We start from the raw sequence: 25,797 nt of genomic DNA on the forward strand, positions 1-25,797 counted from the left end.
TTGTATTACCTGTCTTACTGTGAATGCTTTTGTTAAAAGCGGTAAGCTACAGATAACTTGGCATTTCTTTCCTCACCCGGAAGTCCACCAAGGTACATGGCACTGCTGTAGTAATCGGTATTATCAAGGTTTTTGATGTTTAGCTGAATGTCCCAGTCATTTGATACGTAGCTAATAGCTGCATCCCACACGGTATATGAGTCTACGAAGGCATAGTCAATACCGAAAGACGAGGCAGAAATAGTACGCTCATCTTCATAAGACACCCCTACGCTGAATTTTACTGGTGCAGGCAATGCACTAAACACATGACTATAGGTTAACCATGCACTCGCGGTTTTTTCCGCTATACCTTTGGTTTGCTCTTCGTCTGTACTGCTTGCAAAATCACCAGGCTCAGTGACAGGTTCTTGGTACGTTGCATTAGTATTTAATGCCCATTGTTCATTAATATCGAAGTTAATATCAATTTCAACACCGGTAGTACGCTCTTGTTCATCGTAATAAAACTCAGGAACATCAATGTTATATGCCGGATCGTCAATGTTATCTTCATACAGTGGGTTAGTGTATTGCAGGTTGGTTCTTGCGGTATCAAACACTACGATTGAACCAAGCAACTGCTCAGACAAAGCAGTAAAACGCAGTCCTAAATCCCATGAAATCGATTCTGAATCAGGTCGGTTATTTTCTTCACTCAACGACCCCAATACACTGTATGCAGTTCTACCCTTTGAATGGTTGATAAAGGTAGAGACATTGGGGGTTACTTTATAGGTTAAGCCTACATTATAAGTAAAACCATCATCATCAGCATCGTACTCAGGGTTGCCGTCGCTGAATTGGTTCAAGTAGGTTTGTTTAACTGCTCCGTAAGCTCCACCAAAACGCCCCGTAAAGTATTCGTTGAAGTACAATACTTCTTGGAAACTCACGCCCCAGCTTGATACTTCTTTTTCATACTTGCTGCGTAAAGATGGGTTGTAATCATCGAATGTGCCAGTAGGCCAATTTGGATTACGAATATCTAAAATGTAAGGCACTGCATCACTTCGCGTATCATCAGCGTCCCAGATAGACCACTGTGCATATGACATTTCATGATCTTCATAGTTAGCGCTAAATAAGTGTTCACCCTCAACACCGCCAGCTGACCATGTATTCGTTACATCAATAAAGTATTGCCACACTTCTTCATCGGCAACAATATTACGGTACTCCTGCCTGCGAGCAGCAAACGGATACAGAACATCATCAATAACCAATGGTGCACGAGGCGCTAAGTTAATGATGTCTGTACGCTCTGTATAAACATAGTTGTATGCACTGGTTTGACGAATATAATCTGTTTCATAGGTGCGATATTGAAGTTGTTGTGTCAGTGTCCAATTATCAGCGAAGTTCAGATCTTGACGCACCTTAACACGGAACTCTTTGCCTTCATTAGGTTCTGACAACGGTGAAATAAGGCTAGTATCGCCTAAATCATATGGCTGAACACCATCAGTAGATGTTAACGATGCTGCTAGCTCGGCTATTTGATCATCGGTTAGTTGTAAACCACCGCTGTTGGTATCATCATTAACTAGATCTTGCGCAGTAATGCTGCCCGCCTCTGCGTCTAATAACGTTAAGTCGATAAGGCGGACAGGATGACCGATAGAATCAATTTGAATAGCATCATCAATATACGCCGCCGAAACTAAAAACCTGTTATCAGCAGAATGGTCATATCGTAACGAAGTATACAACTCACTACGTTCATCGCTAAGACCACGGTAACCGTCAGATTGTTCATGATTAGCTACAACTCGATAGGCTAACGAGTCATTTATCGCGTTCGTTGCGTCAAACATTAATGAGTAACTGTCCCAGCTACCTACCGATGCTTTTATCTCATATTGCTCTTCAAATTCTGGCTTTTTCTCAATAAGGTTGATAATACCGCCAGCTTCACCCATTCCATAAAGACCCGTTGCCGGCCCCTTTAACACTTCAATACTTTCTACATTAGTCATTGAACGAGTTGGGTTATAGCTATTCCCTAAATCAGCACCCGCATAAATTCCATCGTAGGTATAATTCACACCTAAACCACGTATGGCAAGGTTATCACCTACCCCATAATTGTTACCGTCTTGGGTCAAGCCACTAATATTACGAATGCTTTCCTGCAGCGTGTCAACGCCTTGCTCTCGTAATAATGTTCCATCAACCACAACTACAGCAGCAGGAGTTTCCATGAGGCTCATGTTTGACTTTGTTGCCGTACCCGATTCAAGAATTAATCTGTTGTGACGACCGTAAACGGTAATAACATCTAAATTTTCGTCTTGAACTTTTTGTTCTTTTTGTGTTTCTTTGCTAGCTTGAGCAAGTGGTATTGTATCTTCCGACTGCACTGCTTGTGCTGAAATTGCAGTGGTATAAAAAAGAGAGAAAATCGCAGTCGCTGCGCCAACTTTAGAGGTGTGTGTGAAGTTTATGTGCATTATGTGTCCGATGTTTAGTTGCAAATGATAACCAATCTCATTATCAGCCGCGCATGGTAATTAAACACCTTTTTTATTTCAACTATATTTACATAAAATCCTTATTTGATGCTTTATTCATCTAACGGCCACTCTTCTTTACTTATCATGTTGTTATCAAGAAGTACGTTTCTTATTTGATTGATTTTCACTTTCAGTTCATCGCGAATGAGCCGTATAGCTGGGGTAATAAGCTGCCTGCTAGGCAATACCAGCCACATTTCCGTAAGGGGTATGTGATAAACTGGCATGATCCGCTGAAGTCGCCCAGCAAGTAAATCTTCTGCAATATCGATAACAGATTTTTTCGCTATTCCCACGCCATCCACACACCATCGGCGCACGATGTCGCCGTCATTCACTGCGCGGTTGCTTTTCACTTTCACTTTGAATTTCTCTGTACCTTCCCCTTTATAGAGATCCCAACCGTCGTGGGTTAGCTCGTATAATTTGTAAAGCAATGCATTATGATTGGCTAATTCTTCAGGAGTGGTAGGCTCGCCATGGTTTTCTATATAACTGGGAGATGCGCAGATAAAGTGTGGAATATTACAAATTTTGAACCCATACATATTAAGTTCTTGCACTGCGCTTTTCGTCATGGCTCTTAAAGCAACATCTACCCCGTCGCGATAGAAGTCGACTCGGCTGTCACTTACCTGCAACCTTAGCGACAAGTCTTCATGCTCATTCATAATATCGTTCAGCAAAACCCGCATTAGATTACGGCCCATCTCGGAAGACATGGCCATTTTCACTTCGCCATTAATGTCTTGCTGCTTTTCACTGATACGCATAACACCTTGTTGCAACAAATCTACCGCTTGCTGACATAAGGGCAGAAAACGCTCCCCTTCCGGGGATAACCGAATTTTGCGGGTGGTTCGCACAAATAGCTGAGTGCCTAACTGTTGCTCTAGGCGCTTTAGCGCAACGCTTGCGGCAGAAGAACTAATGTCTAGTTGATTAGCCGCAGCAGTAATTGAATGCAATTCTGCCACCTTGAGCAATACTTGCAGGTCTTCTGTCTTCATAACATCTTCTTTTTCAATTGCTAGCGCGTGAGTTAATGTGACTAACGCTGCGTAAGTTCGAGGGTATAAACGTTAATCAGATCCGCTTTATTACAGCTAAAAGCGAGACAATAGATTTAATTACCTTATTTATTATCCACGTTTTAGCGAAAGTGTATTTGCTATTTGCCCATTTTTCCACTGTCTGTAAGCTCATAAAATACGCCCAAGCAATCAAGTTAAAGGGTTAAAAAATGAAATTCACAATTAAAGCAACAACGCTCGCACTTGCTTTTTCAAGCGCCATAGTACTTTCTACATCGTTGGTGGGCACAGCAGCGTTTGCAGCCCAGACAGCATCTAAGGTGGTGGCGGCAACCGATATTGAGTGGGGTTACCTAAACCCGCTTCGCGGCGATAAAAGCCCAGGTGCAGCAGATCTTTGGGGCGATCGTACTAAAGATACGGCAACCGGTATGCTGGTACGTTTTAATAAAGGCTTTGAGTCTCCACCGCACATTCACAACATTACCTATCGCGGTATTGTGATTGAAGGTGCTATGCACAATGACGACCCAAGCGCTGACAAAATGTGGATGCCAGCTGGTTCTTTTTGGACTCAACCTGCTGGTGAAAATCACACCACCGCAGCTAACGACAGCGCAAACTTAATTTACTTAGAAATAGATTCTGGCCCTTACCTAGTGCAGCCATCTAGTGAGCATTTCGACAACGGCGAACGTCCACTAAACCTGCATAAAGATAACATAGTGTGGTTAGACGATGGTCAGCTGCCTAACATAAGTGTACCAGGTGTTTCATCAACGTACTTGTGGGGCAACACCGCCGATATCAACGGCTCAATGGTTAAGTTACCGGCTGGCTTTAAAGGTACTATTGGCACACAAGCCAGCGAATTTCGCGCTGTAGTTATAGCGGGTGACGTTGAATATCAATCTGTGGAGGTTACTTCACCGGTATCGTTAAGTGCGGGAAGCTACGTAGAATCTACTGGTACTTTTAACCATCAACTCGTGAATAAAAGTAAGCAAGAGACGACTATTTATATTCGCACCAATAGTGCATATCGTGTTTTCTAGCAGCCTTAAAGCTCGCTCTTTAAACGCGATAAATAGGTGAAAAATAGGTGAAAAATCATCATTTTATTTTAATTTATTCTTTTCTAATCAATTGGTTGAATAAGCTGCAATAGTGGTTGACGAGTATATAAGAAGTTTGTAATAGTATAACAATACTTTATACTTTATTTTTACTTTCCTCTTGGCCAATCTCGGAGCGCACTAATGAGAGAGTTTCTGAGAATAGCCAGCGTTAGCTTAGTTTCTTTTACACCCGCAGCCCTAGCACAAAGTACGCCTTCAGAATTCGCAGAATTAAGTTTCCAAGCCTTGCTTGATATCGATATAAACGAAAGTGACAGTGAACAATCTTCGCCTAATAAGTGGAGTTTCGCTGTACAACTAAAAGCCGCAGAGTTTGATGGTTATAAAGTCAATGATAGCGACGTGAGCCTTGATGATGTGTTGTTCTCTTTTGGACAAGAAACGCGCACTTCAAGTAACTTCCCTGTTGTGCCGACGATTATCAAGCAACACGCTAAAATTATTCAACTAGGTTACCAAGTAAATGAACGCCTAAAGCTCGGTATTCAAGTTCCTTTTATTCATCAAGAAACTGACCATATTAGTGTGGTACCAGGTTACGATCATTTCGTTATTTCATCTTCAGGCTTGGGCGATATTGCGCTTTCAGCAAGTTACGCGTTAGAAGACAACAGTGAGTTTAGTTGGTGGGTTACCGCAGGGCTTAGCCTGCCAACCGGCTCAATTGATGAGCAAGGCGATACGCCTAGAGAACCGGGTGATCAACAACTCCCCTACACCATGCAATTAGGCTCAGGAACCTACGATTTTCCTATCGAAGTAAGCTATCAAAATAAAGGGGAACACGCGTTTACCGTTACCCTATCAGCCATGCTTCGAACAGGTACTAACGATAGAAACTATCGCTTAGGCAACAACTATAAACTCAGTGGTAAATACAACTTCCCACTTTCTCAAAGTACGGCATTGTTCACTGGTGCAGCATTTGGCCATTCAGAATCTATTCACGGACAGGACGATGAAATTACCACAGGTGGCAATTACTCGTACCCTGCCAGTATTACTAACCCTGATTTATACGGCGGAGAAAAAGTGAGTGTGTTTGGGGGCGTTTCGTTTGTTCCTATTGATTGGTTAAAAGTGGTCGCCGATGTCAGTAAGCCTGTATATCAAAACCTAAATGGCCCTCAACCCCAAGAATTGTGGCGCGCAGGCCTTCAATTCTCCGTGTTGTATTAAACGTTGTACATGCGTTCATTATTCATTGCTGTCGCTCTGACTTTAGCCGTTAGTCACTCGGCTTATGCCGACTTAAAAAAACTAGACAAAGTTAAAGCGGCTTACATGTTTAACTTCACAAAGTTTATGACATGGAGCAGTATGAATACTGATCCAGTCAATTTTTGTGTACAGAATGATGAAGCATTTCAGCAGTTTTTAACCCAGTTAGTTGAAAGCCGCCCCACAAGCAGCGGTGCGTCCATTCGCATCGTTATGTTAGACGGAAAACAAAGCTGCACCTTTGCCTATCTCATCGAAAATGATGACAGCCTAGTAAACCTTGCCACTTCAACCATCATTATCAGTGATTTACCCAATCTTATTGAACGCCCAGCGGTATTTACATTTTATGAAGAAAACAATCGGTTAAGGTTTGAAATTGATTTAGCAGAGGCTGAACGTCTTGAGTTAACGATTAGCTCGGAATTGTTGAAGGTAGCGAAAATAAAATGATATTTCGTTCTACGTCTTTTTTTACCAAACAATTGCTTGCCGTCCTCTCGGTTAACTTCTTATCTCTGTGTCTGGTTGCGGGTTTGCTTTATTCAAATTTCGTCGATGATCACAAAACTAACTTAGTGAATGTGCTTAGCAGCCAATCTACATTGTTGGCATCGGCTAGCCGCTCATCGGTACTTTTTAATGATGCTCAGTCTACCCAGGATTTACTGTTTGCGGCATCGCAGTTACAAGCTACATTAACTGCCAAAGTTTACGATGCGGACTTTAACCTATTCGCCGAATACGCCAGAGACGGTGTCTTAGACCTCACCTCCCCTAGGCAGCTTCCTCTAGGGGAAACATTTAAGGACGATGCGCTTTATTTTCTAGAGCCTATCGTTTTTGATAAAGAAATTATTGGTTACCTCTTGCTATCTGCCAGTACGTACTCGCTAGATACACAACAGCATCAAGCAATGATGGTGGTAATAGGCGTATTGTTGTTAAGTATGCTGCTTTCATACTTGCTTAATTTTCGTTTACAGAAACTCTTTACCAGCCCCATCAACAAACTGATCTCACTGATTAGAAAAGTAGCCACATCCCGTGAATATCACACTCGTCTGCCAGAAGTACGTAACGACGAATTAGGCGAGTTATTTTCTGGCGTTAACGATATTTTGGCAACCGTTGAAAATCACCAAGAGCAGCTAAAGGCTCACAATACTGAACTTGAAAGTTTGGTAGAACTTCGAACTCGCCAGCTTTATCAACGTGCCAATTATGATGCGCTAACGCACTTACCCAATCGCCACCTTTTTGTAGATCAGTTGGAGCTTGCGGTAAGCAAAGCCAATAAATATAGCAGCCCACTGGCCGTCATGTTCCTAGATTTAGATCGCTTTAAACTTATTAACGACAGTTTGGGCCACGATATTGGCGATAAAGTGCTTATTGAAGTTTCAAAGAAGCTGACTGAAATCGTGATGCAACGAGACAGTGTGTCTAGATGGGGTGGCGATGAATTTGTGGTTATGGTTGAAGAAACTCACTCTAAAGATGATTTAGCGTACCTTGCTAAGGAAATCATCACCAGTTTGAGTGAACCCATGCAATTGGAAGGGCATCAACTTCACATTTCTACCAGTATTGGTATTGCGATATATGAAACAGAGAGTGAAAACGGCATAACGTTGTTAAAGCATGCCGATACCAGCATGTACCATGCTAAAGAAAACGGGCCTGGTCAGTTCTGCTTTTTTAACAACGGCATGTTAGAAAATTCACTGAATCGACTGTCTGTGGAAGGGCAATTACGACAAGCGTTAAAACTTGAAGATGCTTTTCATATGGTTTATCAGCCTCAAATTTGTGCCTACACAGGCTGTGTTCAAGGCATGGAAGCATTAATACGTTGGCAAGATAGTGAAGGTAACTATATTCCTCCTTCAGACTTTATTCCTATTGCTGAGGAAGCTGGCATTATCAATTCTCTCAGTATATGGATATTAAACCGGGTAAGTACTCAGATGCATCAATGGCGGGAGCAAGGTGTTCCTTTAGTGCCTGTTGCGATTAACTTGCCGGCTTGTTTTATTACTCAATTAGATTGCGCCGAGCAAATTGCGGATATTATGGCGTCTAATCAAATACCCCCTGAGCTTATTGAAGTTGAGCTCACTGAAAACACGTTTATAAGTTCTACGGAATTTGCATTAACGTCACTGAAAAAGTTAAAAAAATTAGGCTTTAAAGTCTCTATTGATGACTTTGGTACTGGCTATTCTTGCCTAAGTTACATTTCCACCTTGCCTATTGATAAATTGAAAATTGATGGCAGTTTTGTGCAGAAACTCGGGAAGTCTAAATCTAACGATGGCATTGTGAGCGCAATTGTCATGTTGGCCAAAGGGCTTAACCTATCCACGGTGGGCGAGTGTGTGGAAACAGAAGACCAACTTGTGCGACTGCGTGAAATGGGCTGCGATGTGATACAAGGCTATTACTACCACCCTCCTCTACAGGTTGATGCGGCAGCCACATTGATGTTAGAAACTATCGAAAGCTAAAGTTTTCCAATAAACCATCTAACGGTAAGCCCTACCGCTAGCGTAATTACCACACTCGTCAATGTACCCAGCAATACATATTCCGTTAGCTTCTTATCTTCGCTTTTCGTCAAATCACCAAACCGAAAAATTGATTTAGCGGCAAGTAGAAAGCCTATTGCTGCAAATTGATTAATCAGTACAAAAGTTAAAATAAGCAAACGCTCTAAATAACCAATTCGCTGCCCAGCCATAGCAAGCGTATTTTGTATGGGAAGCTGTACTAACGTGCTGGCTGTTTTTGGTTTAGCATGCTCATCAAGCTCTTTACTCCATGGCGACAGGAGTTGTTTTATAAAAATAGACGTTGGTTTTAGAATAATTAAGTACGCCAAGAGTATGGTCAGATGCTGATGGTTAATCAGTAAAATTTGCTTAAACAGTGCCTCGACCTGAGCAGTAAGCAGCGCCCATAAAATAACGATAACGCCAATGTGTGCCGCTTGATCGATTGCAAATGCTAAGGTTGTGCTTCCTGCGTAAGACTTTATTGCATCTATAATAAAATGGCTTATTAATATCCCGCCAGCCACCATTAAAAGTGCGGTAAAGTCGATATCTGCCATACACGACTCTTTTGTAGTAAGTACCATTATGGCCGACATCGCGAGTAAGGCAATAAGAGCTAATAACCCATGCAATAAAGCGTGAAGGTATAATGCAGGGGATTGAAGATGTTTAGTGTTTCGGCTTTCCACCCAGTGAGTTGGCTGAAAATAGAAGTCTCCGAGTAAATGGGCAACCAATAGCCCTATTACCATGCTAAGTTGCTCCATGCTTACTGCTCCGTTTCCACTTCTGTTGCCATATAATCTAAATAATCACTGACGAGATGATATTGACTGGCGTTTAAAATACGAGTGATATTGCTGCGGTTTTTCCCCAGCGTATTCGCTATATTCTCATGACCTTTATCTTCTGCCTTAATATAGGCCAGTAAGGTTTCTGACTGTGTTTGCGTTAAGGAAGTAATATGGCTATCAACAAAGGCAGTCATCAAGCTTGCGTGTTTATTGAAAGCTTCATTGTCGCTAGAAAAGGCAAGATATTGTGACTTCAAACTATCAAGCGTCCTACCCGAACGAACGAAGGCATCACCATTTCCGGTTTTCACTTTCCCATCAGTAAAACTCACTTTACCAACACCTACGCTAATACGTATATCTGTAGTGGGCGTGCAGGCTTTTAATGCTAACCGGATGCAAATGGCCACCAGCATGGCACTTTTAGACTCTGGAATAACAACCTGAAAAGCATCTCCACGAAAGACGTCGTATTGTCCGCTGTAAATTGCCGATTGTTCTTTCAGTTCATTGGTTAGCACCTCTAACACATGAGCTAAATCGGTATTAGTTAACTGCTGGGAGTTTGCGATATCACCGGTTATTACCGCCTGCCGCTTGTTCGTATTATCCATACTTTCCCTTTATTTACTCTTTGGGGTAGCAGCTGATTTTGGTTAATAATCAAAAACTCATACCTAGCTTGCACCCACTTTTATGTTATCTGCATCATAGCCGCAATTTAGATTGCCTGTATTTTTATACAGATGCAATATAACTTCGGCGGTTAATTTCAACGGTTTGGAAGTTACCGTAATGAAGCACTTTCATTAAAGTTACTATAAATAATCACATTTCGCAAAGTTACCATAAATAGTCACATTAAAAAATATAACTACAAACGCTCACAGGTCTGGTTTAGTCAAAAGCGTTAGCAACAAAAATTAGCGTTACCCATGACATAAAAAAGTCTCAATATAAGTAGGTTACTCACAAATCTTATAACACAACTTGCAAAGGTAGAATGATTACTCTACCCTTCACCTCATCGAAGTAGAACAAGTATTCTACCCACTTCCTAGACGTTGACCTGAAATTGGAGAGCAAGATGACGCCCGATGAGCGAAGAAATGACATTGCTGCACGGTTAGAAAGCGCTTTTAGCGTTTATGGCTTCACCCAGCCTAATGTCGCCTCCCTAAAAGAACAAACAGGTACCACGCTAAAAACGTTATACAAATATTTTCCTTCTAAGGAAGATATGATCATTGGGGCACTTACCCATCGCCACCAGCGGTATTTATCATTTCTAGCAGCAGACTGCCCAGACGATATGAAAGCAGCGGTAAAGCATGTTTTTTCACGTTTGGCCTTGTGGTTAGCGCAATACGCCCCTAACGGGTGTATGTCACTACAAGCCTTATCTAGCTACCCGAACTACGCGCAGGTAACCACAGCCGTAAATACGCATAAAGCTGACGTACGCCAATGGCTTTTTGACTTAACCCTAAGCGAACCACTGTCTAATTCACTTTTCATTATGCATGAAGGGATGTCAGCTGCGTGGCCAACCATGGGTGAACAAGCGCTAGTTACAACACAAGCTATGTTAGATCAAACACTAATTAAACACGGTTTGTCTTAAAGGAGACGATTTATGTCACAACTTCCCTCACACATGAAAGGGGTAGTGCTTACCCATCATGGCGACCTTGATGCCCTAAGTATTCGTCACAATCTCCCTCTGCCTATTCCAGCTGCCACTGATGTTGTTATTAAGGTGGCCGCCGCAGGTGTCAATAATACAGACCTAAATACCCGCAAAGGCTGGTATTCAAAAGGCGATAACGACGCAGAAGATGCATCTTGGTCTGGCACACCGCTAGCGCTTCCCCTAATTCAAGGCGCAGATGTATGCGGCTATATTGTAGCTGTAGGCAGTGAGGTCAGCACTTCACGCATTGGTGAGCGAGTCATTATTGAACCCTGTTTGACCGAAGCGAATGGTGTTAAATTAGCTGCACCTTGGTATTTTGGGTCAGAGTGTGATGGTGGGTTTGCTCAATATACAAAAGTAGCTGCAAAACATGCCTACACCATCAACACAACCATGACCGATGCCGAACTTGCTTCATTTCCATGTTCATATTCTACCGCTGAAAACATGCTGCACCGCGCTAATGTAGTGGCTGGAGACAGAGTACTCGTTACTGGCGCGTCTGGTGGCGTTGGTTCTGCTGCAGTGCAACTAGCAAAAGCAAGAGGCGCTTTTGTAGTCGCCATTACCAGTGAATCGAAACAAGAAGAGTTGAAAGCGGTAGGGGCCGACGATACGCTAACGCGCGACTGTAATTGGGTAGCGTATGCGAAAGATAAGCCCTTTGATGTTGTTATCGATTTAGTGGCCGGCCCAAGATGGCCAGAACTGCTTGATATGATGCGCCCCTTTGGTCGCTACGCAGTATCGGGCGCCATTGCTGGGCATAGCGTAACCTTAGATGTTAGAACCCTATACTTAAAAGATTTACAATTGCTGGGCTGTACTGTGATTTGTGAAGAAGTATTTGGCAACGTAGTGAAGCGTATTGAAGCAGGCGACATTGCCCCGCTTGTCTCTAAAACTTATCCCATTGAAGATATTAAACAAGCGCAAACAGACTTCGAGCAGAAAGCACATATTGGAAAATTGGTGCTTACGCTTTAACGCAGTGCAGCTTCATGGGTTTCCCATATATCAACGCGATTACGCCCTAACGATTTAGCCAAATAAAGTGCAGCATCTGCTCGCTGTATCAATTCGTTAGGGCTCACTGGGTGACTAAATGCCATAGTAGAAGCACCTAAACTTATGGTCAGTCTACTGTTGTAGCTAGATTGCTTGAATACAATGGATGCTTGCTCAATATTGCTGCGAATACGCTCGGCCACTTTTAACGCTGAGCTCATGTCAGTGAAGGGCATAATGACCGCAAACTCTTCACCACCATATCTTGCCACCACGTCATCATTACCAATACAGGTTTTCTTTAATATTTCCGCCACCTGAATTAATACGTTATCGCCCGCTACGTGACCATAGCAGTCGTTGTAAATTTTGAAGTGGTCGACATCAATCAATAATAAACTTAGGGGTGTTTTACTTTGAACACTTCTTTGAATATCGCTTTGCAAGGTATCGTCAAACAGCCTTCTGTTTGCTATCCCTGTTAAGCCATCAATATTGGCAAGTTTTGCTAATTTAAGGTTGGCTTCTATAAGCTGCTGTTTTGCTTGGTGCAGTGCTCGTTCGTTATGGGCGTTTTGTAATGTATTAGCCAACATTTGGGCTATACGCTGTAAATACTTAATATCATAATCACGCCACGTGTAAGGGCTACCCGTGATATCACAGCCGATAAAGCCGAAAATGCCTTTATCTAATTCAATCGCGGCACAAAGAATCGAACAAATGCGCTCTCGCTCAAATTCCTCTTTTTCTCCCGTCGCCTCTTTCGGTAAATAGGCCACATTATTCACCTTAAAAAGGCCATCTTGCTTAATCTTTCTATTAAGATAAGGCATGGATTCCATCGGTAGCGCTTGCAGATCGTTTTTATAAGGCGTTACTCCTGCAGCAACCCATTCGTGGGTGTTACAGGCAAATTTTGTGTCATCATAAAATTCAAATAAATAGCAACGATCAAGGTCGCAGAACTCACCGAATGCGCCCAAAATATTTTCTATAAGGCTATCAATTTTGTCACTGGTAGTATTAATCAGTTGCGAAGAAAGTGTTGAAAGTAAGCCATTAAAGGCAATGTGTTTACCCACAGGTGAAGACTCTTCAGGTGCGATGAACAAATTATTTTGAACCGCCTTCGCGTTAATCACCACTAAGGTGACGCCGTCAACGGTAATAACAGCACTTTCTATAAAAAACTGAATTCCTCTTTCATAAGATTGTATGCGAACCCACTGGCAAAGGTGCAGTGTTTCCTCTGCAATGGCAAAAGGGTGATAGCTGCCTGACAACTCATCTTTTGTAATAGGATCGAAAAAACGTAGGCTGTCTAAGAACGCATCAGATACACATGACTCACCGAATTGACGTGCAAATGCAGTGCTGACATCAAACTTTGTTTCTCCAAGGCGTTTGAATAATAAACACGTAGGAAGTTGACGCAACAATGCTATGCCTTCATTTGGCTTCACATATACCCCTTATAGAAGTTAAATAATTAGCTTTTACTTTAGTACATATTAATAAAACGCGCTTTTCAGCAAATAGATTTAACGTTAAGAATTTTTGCAGTAATCCATTACATGGTACTTACGTAATAAGTTACAGCAGCTATGTTTCACCATAGTTTCTTTCATTAAGATGCGAGGTAACTTATGGATGGGTTGATATGAATGAGTCAATAAGTGGGCTTTTGGACAAGTTAATTGATGAAGACGGAGGCGAAAAGCAAAGCGCAGGAGATATTATTGCTCGCTTTGAAGACAGAGGTTTTGGCCCACTGCTGCTCATACCTTCGTTAATTGCCCTACTGCCTACCGGTGCTATTCCCGGCGTGCCCTCACTATGCGGTATAACCCTCTTTCTAATTTGCATACAAGTCGCATTGGGCAGAAGTGCACCTTGGCTACCAAATAAAATTACCAAACAGGAAATTAAACAAGACAAGCTAGAAAATGCTGTAGATAGAGCAAAACCTTACGTTAAAAAAACCGAAAAGCTGTTAAAACCACGCTTAGCAGTACTATCAAAAGCGCCATGGAAAAATATAGTAGCGGGTTATTGTGCTATAGCATCGCTTTGTATGATCCCTCTTGAGGTTGTGCCTTTCGCAGTAGCACTCCCTGCATTTGCACTAACATTAACAGCTATAGGCATGACCAACCGAGATGGTGTTTTTATTGGCTTAGGAATGATAATTCAGCTAGGTACCGTGTACCTAACACTCAAAGTCTCTGGCATAGTCTAACGAGACTGGCATAGAGTGAGGATGGCATAGGCTAGTGAGCATTGCCACGTAGCGTTTAGCGATTAAATGGCATTTTCAATAAAGCTATTATGCCTGCATTATCGTTGGTTGCTGGGTAATCTTTTTGGCCTATAGCAATATCTTCATCACGCATGGTTGCACGGCTTTTAAAACTACCAAATAGCTTGTCCCACCAAGACACACTGAAGCCAAAGTTAGTATTAGATTCTTCTTTACGCTGGCTGTGGTGAATGCGATGCAACCGCTGGGTAATAATAAGCATCCCAATTCTGTCATCCCACTTCTGTGGCAGTCGAATATTTGCATGGTTAAACAGGGCAAACCCATTCAAACCCACTTCGAAAATAACTATCGCAACAGCAGGTACCCCAAAAGCGACAACCACCACCGCTTTAATGAATAAGCTCAATATAATTTCGATAGGGTGAAAGCGAAGCCCTGTGGTGGTATCTACGTGGCTGTCAGCGTGATGCATTTTATGAATACGCCATAAAAGAGGAATTTTATGAAATAGCCGATGCTGCCAATAAATCACCATATCTAACAGCAATACACTAAAAGCGACCACAACCCAGTGGCTCATATTTAGGCTGTTGAATAACCCCACATTAGTATTATCAGCCCACAAGGCCACACCTACTAAGCTGGCAGGCAACACTACTCTTGAACACAGCGCACCTAATACCACCATACTCAGATTGCCTTTCCACCGGCTGGCGCGCCCCAATACCGATTGCCTCGCTGGCAGCCATGCTTCCAGCAGAGCCATTATCGCGAATATGCCTAAAAATAGACTAACTCGAATAAGTGCAGTGTTATCCACTATGACTTCTCTTTTTCTTTGTTACTACAGTAGTCATCAATGCCTTCTACGGCTTTAAGGGTGGTAAAACCACTGTAAACTCGGGTTATGATGGTAATGCCACATGCTACTGCGAAAACATAAGCCAACACCGGAAAATATGCCGGCCATGTACAAAATGCTAAAAACAAGAGTATGGTTTCGGTGCCTTCGGTGAGCCCCTGCATATAATAAAAACTCTTATTCTTGAACTGTGGTTTTTCTATATTAAATTTTTCTGCGGCGACGGCGAAGGCCAAAAAGCTACTGCCCGTTCCTACAAACGCGGCCATTAGCACTAACGCAGGTACGCCCCATTCACTAGGGTTTGCAATTCCAAAAGCTAACGGTACTGCCGCGTAAAATAGAAAGTCTAAACAAATATCTAAAAAGCCACCTGCACTACTGCTACTTTGCTGAAAGCGAGCAAGTTCGCCATCTATACCGTCGAATACTCGGTTCGCTACGATACAAATGAACGCCAATACCCACCACCCATTAATAATGGCAGGAACCGCCAACATACCAATAACAAAACCAGCCAAGGTAACTTGATTCGGGGTAACGCAGGCTTTGCTAAGCGCCACTATCATGGGCCTTAACAGCGGCTTTATATAAGGCGTAACTTTAGCATCTAACATGTTTCTATCTCTATTAAGTGCCCTTGGGCAGCTTCTACGTCTTCATTGTCGTGCGTAACTAACAAAGTAGGTAGCCCACGAGCTTTAAGCTGCCCGAATACCCAGGTTCGCATTTGAGTTTTGGTGGTAGCATCTAATTTACTAAATGGTTCATCGAGTAACACCACACTTGGTGCCGCAGCCAAAGTTCGTAACAACGCGATACGCGCCTGTTGCCCGCCTGATAAGGTCTGTACGGGTCTGTGTTGTAAATCGTTAAGCCCCACTTCGACTAACATTTCACTAACCCGTTGCTCGCGCTGCGTTTTATTAAGCGCACTAGAAGGCAATGCAAACGCAATATTTTGCCCAACAGTCATATGTTCAAAAAGCAAAGGATCTTGATATAGCACGCCTACCCCACGTTTATGAGCTGGCATGTCATTAATGCACTTATCATTAATGTATATACTTCCTGTCATGGAAAAAGGCGCAGTTAACTGCCCGGCAATCGCGTTCAATAAGGTCGATTTGCCAGAGCCGCTTGGCCCCATGATAGACAGCACTTCGCCAGGGTTGATTACTTCATCGAGTGAAAGCAAGGTATCTGTGTATCGAAACAAACTCACCTTATCTAACTTCAAGGTCATAATTTCGATTTCCTTGTTTGCAGAAGCGTATAGCGCCCCATCGGGTTAAAACAAATTGTGGGTAGCCACCACGCCAATATAAAGCCTAGTAAGGGCATAAGCGTTTGTACTATCACGTACACCGCTGTTAACCTAGCACTGCTGCCCGATGCCGCTGCCACCGCTTCTGTAGTAACGGTAGCAATACGCCCACCAGTACTTAGTAAGGTAGGCAAATATTGGCTAAAACTAATGGCAAGCCCTAACGCAAAAGCCACCAGCATGGGGGCAAACAATAAGGGTAGTTTTATTTTTACAAACACCTGCCATGGCGTTTTCCCCATGCCGTAGGCAACTTGAATATATCTAGGGTCAAACTTACGATAAGCCACCGCTAACGAAATAAACACATAAGGCAAAACATACACAAGGTGGCTAATAAACAAATGAAACCACACCGCCTCGTTAAAATAAGCTAGTTGAAACCACACTAAGCCATATAAAAACGCCACCCCTGGCACTAGCAGAGGTAAGAACAAAGTGAGTGACAGCAATGCCCCTGCCCACCCGTTAAAGTAAGACGAGGGTTTGCTTTTATCTCTGCTTTGCCCATTGCCCCCGTTTAAAGACTCTGCTTCTAATGCCAACGTAGCCACAATTACCGAAAAACCACTCACTATCACAGCAAGCAACACGGTATTGTTGAATGGGTCGGCCAGCGCAGCAAGCGTGGTTTTCCAATGCAGCAAAGTTAGCCCTTCTGGTAAAAAAGCAGGAAATTGCCAAAAGGTGGCAAAAGACCAGAGTAATGTACTGATAATAATCGAGAGTATTAGCAGCGTATAAATGGCCACTATGGCGTAGGCGACTATAGTGCTAAGAGTTTGCCCTGTATGCCGATGCCCATTTGTATAGAAGCGAACTTGTGCATGCTTCGCTACTTTTTCACCCACTATCCATACGCTAATAGCCACTAAAGTTACAGCGACTTGAAGCAATGCAGCCGCCGATGCCTGAAAGCGCATCGACAAATCTACATGATTAAACCATTGCACTACCGCCACGGCTAACGTGGGCGGGTTATTGGGGCCTAACAATAAAGGAATTTCCACATTCGCCGTAGCATAAGCTAACACTGCCAATATAGGTAAACGTACTTGGGGATACACGATGGGGAAAATGGTTTTAAAGAACACGGTTACCGGCGAGTACCCTAGCGCCGTCGCACTATTAAAATAACCGTCTAACTTACGTTTAACGTGTGGCTGCGACATCACACTTACTGCCATTAAAAACACAAAAGGCAGTTCTTTAAGTGCCAACGCAATAATAATAGATATACCGTAACTGTCGTACGGAAATGCCCACATCGGCGGCAATAGTGTGCTGGCGCCATCTACATTTGTTGCTTCACTTATCCCTATACTACTTAGTATGTTACTCACATTTGTAACAATGCTCGAAAAGAAGCCTGAAGGTGAAAGTACAAACAACAGCGCAATGGCCGCAGCCGCATGGGGCAAGACTAATAGCGGACTTAACCAAGTTTGTAGCTTGTTTAAATAGGATGAACGATAAAACACCGCCAAGAGCAAAAAGGCACTCGCAACGGAAATCATGGTGGCTAATAAGCCGGAGGAAACCGATAACAATGCCATTTTACCCATGCCATCTATCGCAAATAGCTGAGCAAAAACACTGAAGGTAAAATGATGAGCATCCAGTGCCGGAAAATAACCAAAGGCAGGTAACACCACGCCAATTAGCCCCGCCAATACCGGCAGGCTTAACAGCAAAATAAGTAACACCCGTACAATCACCGTTATACGTTGAAAAAGCGTCATGCTGCGAAGCCATTGAGTTCGTGAAAGCACAGACATTAGAACCGACATCAGAAACGCTCACCATAGCGTGCAAACCACGCTTGTCGTATCGCATCTGTCCAACTGCTATGAGGTTCAGCGAAAAGTGGTACTGTCTTTTCTTTGTTAAGTGCAGAAGCATGGTGTGATATGGGTTTAAACAACGCTTTGTCGTGGGCAGCTAGCATGGAAAAATCAAGTACTGAATCGTCACCCCATACCGCCAACTGCTGCTTTTTTGCTTGTGCTTGAGGAGATAATAAAAAATCCACCACTTGCTTAGCCGCTGCAACATTTTCGGTGTTATAGGTAATGCCGATAAAATGCACGTTCGCTAAGCTGCCATCTTGCATCGCGTAAGTGCGAATGCTTTTAGGTAAGTCAAATCGGTTTACTGCACTGGGTATTTCGGCGGCGGTAAACGAAAATGCCAACAATAATTCGCTGGTTCCCATTAAACGCTGGAGTTGCGAAGCTTGGCGTACCATATAGTCCCCCTCTTTATACATCAGAGGGTGCAACGCATCTAAATATTCAAAAAGCGCGGGGATGATTTTCGTTAATGCGTTGTCAGTTACCGGCTTATACAGCAAGTCTTGATGATCTTGATTTAACGCTATGGCCGCATACTTTAAAAAACTGATGCCTAAATAATCGTTGGGTAATGGGTAAGTAAATCGACCCGGGTATTGATTGGCAAAGGCAAGTAATTCATGAATATTGAGCGGAGGATTTTCTACAAACTGATTATTATAATAAAATACCATAGATGCCTTGCCCCACGGTGCTTCTTGCCCGTCGGTAGCAATACCAAAATCGGTGATCATAGCAGGGTTACGAGCCGGGTTCGTGAGGGCAAAATTAGGAATGCTATTAGCCCAGTCTTTCAATAATAAATCGTGGCGTTTCATGGCAGCAAAATTTTCGCCATTAATCCAAATTAAGTTAACGCTACCTTGGTTGTTGTTACCCGCCGCTTTTTCAGCGAGTACCCGAGATACCGCATCGCTGGTATCGGCTAGTTTCACATGGTTCAAGGTAATATTATATTGGTCGCTTACTTGCTGGCCTACCCACTGAATATATCCATTCACTTGGGCACTGCCGCCCCACGCATGAAACTGCACGGTAGGCGAATCGCCTAGCTTTTGATTAGAAGCTGGCGATTGATTTTGAAGCTGGCCTTTTAGTCGAGTGCTTGTTTGAACTTCAGGGTTTATTTGACCTAGCGATTGTGCAGCCTCCGATCCATAAGCTAACGCCGTTGCAAGCATGGCGACGGCTATTGCGGTAAATACGGTTTTTAAGAGGCCTGTCACTTGAACTGCTACATGAATAACTGATTGTACATTTACAGTCGATCTTGGTTTTACAGTTGGGGTAGTAAACAGGCACAGTGGCGTTAGACGAAACAAACTGCCTAACGCCGCTAACATTAAATTACTCTTGGTCATTCAATGCCCAGTTGTAATCCAAAAACTCAATTTCGCTATTACCAGACTTAATCGCTTTTATGTCATCGTTATCAAGTGACTTACCATCGTTGGATGATAATGCACTGCCATAATGAGCAAGAAACCCATTGAGGCTTGATGAATCACGCCATTTCATTTCGAAGTCGTCTTTATACCAACTGAAAATTTTCGAAATGTGTAGCGTATTCCCATCGTAATAGTTGCGGCTATTGTCAGATAAGAAACGAACGGTTTGCTGTTCTAATTGTTCATCTAACTTATCGCCCACATAGGCTTCTTCACGTAATGCAGGGCAACCAATACTCGCGCAGTTTACCGCAAAGTGAATACGAGGTTCGTTATACACACCCTTTTCACGAATGAGCCCGTGCTCTATATCATCAAGGCTGCGTTTTTTACCCAATAACACAGCAAACTCTTGTTTCCATGGTGACGAAAAGAAACCCCCAATGTCACGAATAGAGGTTAAATCAGGGTAGCGAGTTAATATTAAATCGATGGTATACGCATTGTACGCATTAATTAAAAACGCTAACTGCGTGTTTTGATCCCACTGTTCAAACGTATCTTGTGACACTGCTGATAAGCTTTTTAGATAAGCAGTGAGTTCAGTTTGAGACGATTTAAAGCCCGCATAAACAACTTGTGTGCTCGTGCCTTTAGAGCTTATACCTTGCAAGTCCGCCTCTCCATCCCCCCTGCCTTTATCAACAGGGTTAATAGGCACAACGTATTTAGCTAGCATTGCTGAAAAGGGTTGGTGTAGAGAAGCTTCAGCGTGAGCTACCACTGGCATAACCAGTAGTAACGCACCCATTGCATATGAAGCTAACCTTGACGCTAAGGTTGACTCTAGCGCTGTTTTTTTGAGCTTTATCGCATTAATAGGAAACATAATATTTACTCGCTTATTAACCACGACGCCACGTGTGGAATTTTTCCACATAGCTTAGTAACTTTTCTGGTTTATTCGCACGCTTCCAAGTACCTGCGGTGTTTTTAGCCCCTTCAGCCCACGTTGGGTACGCGTGAATAGTGCCGAGTAACTTGTTTAAGCCCAAATCGTGCTTCATGGCTAATACAAATTCTGCTAATAAATCACCAGCGTGTTCAGAAACAATGGTTACCCCTAAAATTTTATCCTTGCCCGGCGGAGTAAGTACTTTAATGAAACCTTTAATTGCGCTCTCAGCAATGGCTCTATCAAGCTCTTCAAACTCGTAGCGAGTTACTTCAACGTCAATACCCTGCTCTGCTGCATCGTTTTCATTAAGGCCTACCCGTGCCACTTCGGGGTCGATAAAGGTCGTCCATGGGATAACACGGTAATCTACTTTGAATTTTTTGAAGGTACCAAACAAGGCATTTACCGCGGCATACCATGCATGGTGTGCAGCAACGTGAGTAAACTGATACGGCCCTACTACATCGCCCGCCGCAAAGATGTTCGGCATTAAGGTTTGTAGGTATTCATCGGTTTCGATAGTGCGATCAAACTGAATGCCTAACTCTTTTAAACCAAAGCCGTCAAGACGTGCTTTACGCCCTACCGCCACGATGACTTCATCATATTCAATCGCGCTTTCATTGCCGTCTTTGGCGACTACAAGGGTTTTAACGCCACCTTTATTTTCAAAACGAAGGGCGTCATGGCTAGTTAATACGTTCACGCCACTATCGCGAAGTACGGCTTCTGAAAATTCAGCGACTTCTTTATCTTCTCGGCCCATAAGGTGCGGTGCACGTTCAACTTGGGTTACTTCACTGCCTAAGCGTGCGAAGGCTTGTGCTAGTTCACACCCAATTGGGCCGCCACCTAATACAATCATGCGTTTAGGGGTTTCATCTAACTCAGCAAAACGGCTCCACAAAGTATCAGATGTTACATAGCCGCTCTCTTCAATACCCGGCAACGGTGGTACAAATGGGCTTGCACCTGTCGCCACAACAATGCTTTTGGTGGTTAGGGTTTGCATGCCGCCGTCGTTTTGCTTAATTTCTACCGTCCAAGGGTCGATAATTTTTGCGTAGCCTTTTACCACATCTACCCCTAAACCTGTGTAACGCTCTACACTGTCTACCGGCGCAATAGTAGCAATAACATTATGTACACGCTGCATCACTGTTTTAAAAGACATAGTAGGTTCAACACCGTGCAAACCGTAATTTTCAGCGTTACGCATCTGGTTAGCTACTTTGGCAGTTTTGATGAGAGCTTTACTTGGTACGCAACCATAGTTCAAACAGTCACCGCCCATTTCACCGGCTTCCACAAGCGTTACTTTTGCTTTTACCGCTGCAGCGATATAACTGGTGACTAAGCCACCCGCGCCAGCACCAATAACAATAAGGTTTCTGTCAAATTTAGCGGGTTTTTTATAGCCTTTGTAAACGCGGCGGCGTTCAACAAATGCCACAATGGCTTTGGCAATCCACGGGAATATACCGAGTAATACAAACGATAAAATAAGCCCCGGCGATACAATGCCCGACAAGCTGTCTATTTGCGCAAGCTGTGTACCCGCATTCACGTAAACCACGGTGCCAGCCAACATACCGACTTGGCTTACCCAGTAGAATGTCCATGTTTTAATTGATGTTAAACCCATTAATAGGTTTATTAGAAAAAACGGGAAGACGGGCACTAAGCGTAATGTGAACAAGTAGAACGCGCCTTGTTTTTCAACACCTTCATCAATCTTTTTAAGCTTTTCTCCAAAACGCTTTCTTACCGTATCGCGCAGAATAAAGCGTGCCACTAAAAAGGCTACGGTAGCCCCTACGCTTGAAGCAAAAGACACAATAATAAAGCCTTGCACCAGCCCAAATAAAGCACCTGCGGCTAAGGTAAGAATGGCCGCACCAGGCAACGACAAAGCCGTTACTGCCACATAAATCGCGAAGAACACACCAATACTCACAAGTGGGTTTTCTTCAATTTGTTGTGTGAAGGTATCTAATGACCCTTTCAACCCTTCAAGGGTAAGATAGGTATTTAGATCAAAGTAAAAAAAGCCAATAACGGCAGCCACCAATACGGCGACAAGTGCAATTTTCTTGAACATGTTTTATTCCTTAATTGCGCTTAAAACGCGTATTGCATAGTGAATTGAACGTGGCGAGGCGTGTTCGGCATAGCCAAGGTAGCGCCAAAGTAGCCTCCCTCAAACACAGGCTGCCAATTCTCTTCATCGGTAATATTAATAACATCAATACGTAGGCGCATATCATCACTAACTTGATAATCGGCATTTACATCAATGTTGATTTGGTCTCGAATAAATACGGTTTGTAGAAAGTCGAGTGGGAACGACTTAGTGTATAAGGCCGAGGCACCAACTTGTAAATCATCGGTAAGTTGCCAGCCAGCATTAATTGACACTATTTGCGATGGAATACCCTGCACTAACGAGTCAGACGGAGCAAACGCTGCAAAAGACGGCGACCCTACACCATTACCTTCAATAATATCTGGTCGGCTATCGTCAAAAGCATCGGCGATTTGCGCGGTATCTTGGAAAGAGGCCGAATCATCAAAACGTGCATCTAAATAACTGTATGCCGCATTTACCCATACATCTTGCCCTTGGTAGAAAACTTGTAGCTCAGCGCCTTTGGTTTTCACGCCACTGTTACTACCATCACGGTTACGAAGGCTACGTGTCTGATCAAACACCGATACCTCACCATACCAATGACTATCAGGAGAATACTTGAGCCCTACTTCATAAAGGGTATTTTCAGTGGCAAAGTTTAGCGGGTTGATTTCGTTTGCACTGGTAAGTGTGGTGCCACCAGCCATGCTATTTGACGTGGCATCATTTTCTGACCACGCCACATAAGCATTAAGTGATTTTGTCAGCTTGTACACCGCACTTAGTTGTACACTTTCAAGTATATCGTTATAAGTGTCAGAAGCCACAACGACACCTTCAGGAGCAAGCGGATCTCGCGCTTCTACATCGTAATAGTCAAATCTAACACCGGCAATGGTTGAAAACGATTCTGTCCATTGAGAGCGCTGCTGAAACGCTAAGCCAGTTTGTAGGGTGGTTGAATCGGTAGTGTCAGATAGATTGTAATCCCCTGCACCATCGCCATCTACATCGTACTGTCCACCAGGTGAAACAAAAATACCGGGGCGAAGCTCAACCAAGCGGGCTTTCTGTGCATCGGTTAACGGAATTACGCGATTACTTAACGGACCAGTTAAATCTACTGGACTGTCAGCTTCAGTCGTAAACTGGCTGTAACCTAAAACATCGTTGTAACGCAGCGCTAAACCGAATGTGGTAGTTTGCTTATCATTCCAAACCACATCTAATTCAGTGCGATTCTCGAACGCATCGGCACCATCTACAATCTCTACAAAACTATTTTGTGCAATCTCTTCACGGGTAAGGTGCTGATAGTACGTCATGTTTCGTAATACAAGGCTGTCTGAAAACTGATGAGATAAGTTGCTTCGAAGAACGGTAGACTCAGCGCCATTAATATCATCAGGATGGGTATAAACTTGGCTGCGGGGAATAACCACTTCACCGGTAGGCGAAATAATAGCGCCAGCACCAGGTACGTTACTACCATTCGCTTGTACACCTTGGCCTGTTATATAAAGGTTGTTATCAATCAGGTTTTGCGTGGGGCGATTAATACCTGCAATATCGGGGTACTCGGCATCATAATATTCTGCGCTTATATCCCAGGTTGTAGCATTACTCGGTGTGTATCTATATGCAATGAACAGGTTTTTGCTTTCACGCTCTGCAAAATCAAAGAAGCTATCGTGATCTAACCATTCAGCGCTTACTCGAATACCGCTTTTGCCTTCTTCAATGGCAGTACCATAATCAAGCTGCGCTGAATATTGATCCCAGCGACCTGCTCTTAATGTGATATTGCCTTCGGTTCCTGCTGTTGGGGCGGTTTTGGTTTGCAGATTCACAAAGCCGCCATTTCGCTGTGTACTACCGAAAAGTACCGGCGATGGACCTTTCACCACATCTAATTGTTCAACACTGTTGAAAGAAACCGGTAAACCAAAACCGTTGTTACCCGACTGACGGCGAATTCCATCTTGAAATAGCTCCCCCAACTGGCCACGAATACTAGGCAAGCTAGGCGTACCAAAACCGCTAGATGCATAGGCGTTCGGCGCGGCTTTAACAATATCATGTAAGGTATTGATGTTTAGCGCATCCATAGCTTCAGCCGATAAAGACGTTACTGCTCGTGGCGTATCGGCTGCCGACATCCCAGCGCCAAATAAACCACTTAGCGTATTGTCGCCAGGGTTTAACGGGTTTAGCGCTTGCTGATTTCCAGTAACCTCAACGACTTCTATGTCATTTGCATCGATGGTATCAAGCGTGTCAGCTTGCTGAGCTTGCAGCCCTTGGCTTACAGATAGAGCCAGTGCACTGATGGCAAGCCCAATATTATTTTTCATTCGTATTTTTACCTTACAAGATTGCTTACTCGACAAGACCGACACCCGGCTAAAAATATTTCATAAGCATATTTATTTTTTTTCTATGAAAGTTTTTGAAATTTAATATGAAAGTTTTTGAAATTTAATATGAAAACGCCCGTTCTTTATCGCTACACAAATAAATAGGAGTTACAATGCAATCTCAACAAACCACTGATATTTCTAATCGCCTCAGTTGGTCTCTACTCGCCCTTCGTGTTTCTGTTTTCATTGTTATGTTCGTATGGACATTAGACAAATTCGTAAACCCAGCGCACAGCATGAAAATCTTTCAACATTTTTATTCAATTGGTGGCGTACCAGAGACGGCCGTGTACATTTTAGGTGCATTTCAGTTGGCATTGGTCCTTGCTTTCGTTGTCGGTATAGCAAAGCGTTACACCTACGGTTTAATTTTCTTGCTTCACGGCGGATCTACGTTGTCGGCTTTCGCACAATACTTTGATGCCTTCAATAACTTGTTATTTTTCGCTGCATGGCCAATGTGGGCGGCATGTTTTGCGCTTTATATACTTCGCGACGCAGATACACGTTTTGCTTTAGGTAAGTAAACCCTATTAGCACAACTATTCGCATGGTTGTAAAGCAGCTGTACAAAGTAAATAAATATT

At 43.2% G+C, this 25,797-nt stretch carries 21 protein-coding genes; 8 read left to right on the forward strand and 13 right to left on the reverse strand.

The features are described 5' to 3' along the window. Positions 1 to 32: 32 nt before the first annotated feature. Both J8L84_RS12720 and J8L84_RS12725 read right to left on the reverse strand, forming a co-directional pair. The gene (locus J8L84_RS12720) at positions 33 to 2,492 is read right to left on the reverse strand and encodes a TonB-dependent receptor (protein WP_211071018.1); all 2,460 of its coding nucleotides are present in this window, start codon (positions 2,490 to 2,492) and stop codon (positions 33 to 35) included. 113 nt (positions 2,493 to 2,605) lie between these two features. Then, a complete protein-coding gene (locus tag J8L84_RS12725; protein ID WP_211071019.1) occupies positions 2,606 to 3,565 on the reverse strand; it encodes a LysR family transcriptional regulator in 960 nt (319 codons plus the stop codon). A 233-nt stretch (positions 3,566 to 3,798) separates the two neighbouring features. Between J8L84_RS12725 and J8L84_RS12730 the strand changes: the two genes are divergently transcribed. From J8L84_RS12730 to J8L84_RS12745, 4 genes are all read left to right on the forward strand, one after another. Continuing rightward, a complete protein-coding gene (locus J8L84_RS12730) occupies positions 3,799 to 4,644 on the forward strand; it encodes a DUF4437 domain-containing protein (RefSeq protein WP_211071020.1) in 846 nt (281 codons plus the stop codon). 204 nt (positions 4,645 to 4,848) lie between these two features. Beyond that, on the forward strand, positions 4,849 to 5,907 hold the full coding sequence (locus J8L84_RS12735; protein ID WP_211071021.1) for a hypothetical protein: 1,059 nt from the start codon (positions 4,849 to 4,851) through the stop codon (positions 5,905 to 5,907). Positions 5,908 to 5,916: 9 nt separating this feature from the next. Beyond that, positions 5,917 to 6,402 carry a YfiR family protein gene (locus tag J8L84_RS12740; protein WP_211071022.1) on the forward strand — a complete coding sequence of 162 codons (486 nt, stop codon included), beginning with the start codon at positions 5,917 to 5,919 and terminating at the stop codon, positions 6,400 to 6,402. Beyond that, a complete protein-coding gene (locus J8L84_RS12745) occupies positions 6,399 to 8,459 on the forward strand; it encodes an EAL domain-containing protein (RefSeq protein WP_211071023.1) in 2,061 nt (686 codons plus the stop codon). The genes J8L84_RS12740 and J8L84_RS12745 overlap by 4 nt, the downstream gene beginning before the upstream one ends. On the opposite strand, the gene J8L84_RS12750 is transcribed toward J8L84_RS12745, so the two are convergent. Further along, on the reverse strand, positions 8,456 to 9,274 hold the full coding sequence (locus tag J8L84_RS12750; RefSeq protein WP_211071024.1) for a DUF3307 domain-containing protein: 819 nt from the start codon (positions 9,272 to 9,274) through the stop codon (positions 8,456 to 8,458). The genes J8L84_RS12745 and J8L84_RS12750 overlap by 4 nt on opposite strands. A 2-nt stretch (positions 9,275 to 9,276) precedes the next feature. Beyond that, complete coding sequence (locus J8L84_RS12755; protein ID WP_211071025.1) at positions 9,277 to 9,915, reverse strand: hypothetical protein; 639 nt, start codon at positions 9,913 to 9,915, stop codon at positions 9,277 to 9,279. Positions 9,916 to 10,388: 473 nt separating this feature from the next. Here J8L84_RS12755 and J8L84_RS12760 point away from each other — a divergent pair, with 473 nt between their 5' ends. Both J8L84_RS12760 and J8L84_RS12765 read left to right on the forward strand, forming a co-directional pair. Beyond that, positions 10,389 to 10,925, forward strand: coding sequence for a TetR/AcrR family transcriptional regulator (locus tag J8L84_RS12760; protein WP_211071026.1), 537 nt, complete (start codon positions 10,389 to 10,391; stop codon positions 10,923 to 10,925). A gap of 12 nt (positions 10,926 to 10,937) precedes the next feature. Next, entirely contained in the window at positions 10,938 to 11,984 is a 1,047-nt protein-coding gene (locus J8L84_RS12765; RefSeq protein ID WP_211071027.1) for an alcohol dehydrogenase family protein, read from the forward strand. Here the strand turns inward: J8L84_RS12765 and J8L84_RS20675 are convergent. After that, complete coding sequence (locus J8L84_RS20675) at positions 11,981 to 13,471, reverse strand: sensor domain-containing diguanylate cyclase (RefSeq protein ID WP_211071028.1); 1,491 nt, start codon at positions 13,469 to 13,471, stop codon at positions 11,981 to 11,983. The two genes, J8L84_RS12765 and J8L84_RS20675, sit on opposite strands and share 4 nt — an antisense overlap. 197 nt (positions 13,472 to 13,668) lie before the next feature. On the opposite strand from J8L84_RS20675, the gene J8L84_RS12775 reads away from it, so the two are divergent. After that, on the forward strand, positions 13,669 to 14,247 hold the full coding sequence (locus tag J8L84_RS12775) for an exopolysaccharide biosynthesis protein (RefSeq protein ID WP_211071029.1): 579 nt from the start codon (positions 13,669 to 13,671) through the stop codon (positions 14,245 to 14,247). A 55-nt stretch (positions 14,248 to 14,302) separates the two neighbouring features. On the opposite strand, the gene J8L84_RS12780 is transcribed toward J8L84_RS12775, so the two are convergent. From J8L84_RS12780 to J8L84_RS12815, 8 genes are read right to left on the reverse strand one after another with little or no spacing between them, the layout of a single operon-like run. Then, positions 14,303 to 15,091 (reverse strand): sterol desaturase family protein, encoded by a 789-nt coding sequence (locus tag J8L84_RS12780; protein WP_211071030.1) that lies wholly within the window; start codon positions 15,089 to 15,091, stop codon positions 14,303 to 14,305. After that, on the reverse strand, positions 15,091 to 15,750 hold the full coding sequence (locus J8L84_RS12785; protein ID WP_211071031.1) for a CDP-alcohol phosphatidyltransferase family protein: 660 nt from the start codon (positions 15,748 to 15,750) through the stop codon (positions 15,091 to 15,093). The genes J8L84_RS12780 and J8L84_RS12785 overlap by 1 nt, the downstream gene beginning before the upstream one ends. Next, entirely contained in the window at positions 15,744 to 16,379 is a 636-nt protein-coding gene (locus J8L84_RS12790) for an ATP-binding cassette domain-containing protein (protein WP_211071032.1), read from the reverse strand. The genes J8L84_RS12785 and J8L84_RS12790 overlap by 7 nt, the downstream gene beginning before the upstream one ends. Further along, the gene (locus J8L84_RS12795) at positions 16,376 to 18,250 is read right to left on the reverse strand and encodes an ABC transporter permease subunit (protein WP_247670758.1); all 1,875 of its coding nucleotides are present in this window, start codon (positions 18,248 to 18,250) and stop codon (positions 16,376 to 16,378) included. The genes J8L84_RS12790 and J8L84_RS12795 overlap by 4 nt, the downstream gene beginning before the upstream one ends. Continuing rightward, positions 18,250 to 19,674 carry an ABC transporter substrate-binding protein gene (locus J8L84_RS12800; protein WP_247670759.1) on the reverse strand — a complete coding sequence of 475 codons (1,425 nt, stop codon included), beginning with the start codon at positions 19,672 to 19,674 and terminating at the stop codon, positions 18,250 to 18,252. Before J8L84_RS12800 ends, J8L84_RS12795 begins: the two co-directional genes overlap by 1 nt. Further along, positions 19,661 to 20,590, reverse strand: coding sequence for a DUF547 domain-containing protein (locus J8L84_RS12805; protein WP_247670760.1), 930 nt, complete (start codon positions 20,588 to 20,590; stop codon positions 19,661 to 19,663). Before J8L84_RS12805 ends, J8L84_RS12800 begins: the two co-directional genes overlap by 14 nt. Before the next feature lie 16 nt (positions 20,591 to 20,606). Next, positions 20,607 to 22,760 (reverse strand): bifunctional TVP38/TMEM64 family protein/FAD-dependent oxidoreductase, encoded by a 2,154-nt coding sequence (locus J8L84_RS12810; RefSeq protein WP_211071033.1) that lies wholly within the window; start codon positions 22,758 to 22,760, stop codon positions 20,607 to 20,609. 20 nt (positions 22,761 to 22,780) lie between these two features. Then, positions 22,781 to 25,144, reverse strand: a complete 2,364-nt coding sequence (locus J8L84_RS12815) for a TonB-dependent receptor (protein ID WP_211071034.1) — start codon at positions 25,142 to 25,144, stop codon at positions 22,781 to 22,783. Positions 25,145 to 25,320: 176 nt separating this feature from the next. Here J8L84_RS12815 and J8L84_RS12820 point away from each other — a divergent pair, with 176 nt between their 5' ends. Then, positions 25,321 to 25,737 (forward strand): DoxX family membrane protein, encoded by a 417-nt coding sequence (locus J8L84_RS12820; protein ID WP_211071035.1) that lies wholly within the window; start codon positions 25,321 to 25,323, stop codon positions 25,735 to 25,737. Positions 25,738 to 25,797: the final 60 nt, after the last annotated feature.

This window comes from Alteromonas sp. MMG017, from assembly GCF_018100795.1.
Taxonomy (GTDB): Bacteria; Pseudomonadota; Gammaproteobacteria; order Enterobacterales; family Alteromonadaceae; genus Alteromonas.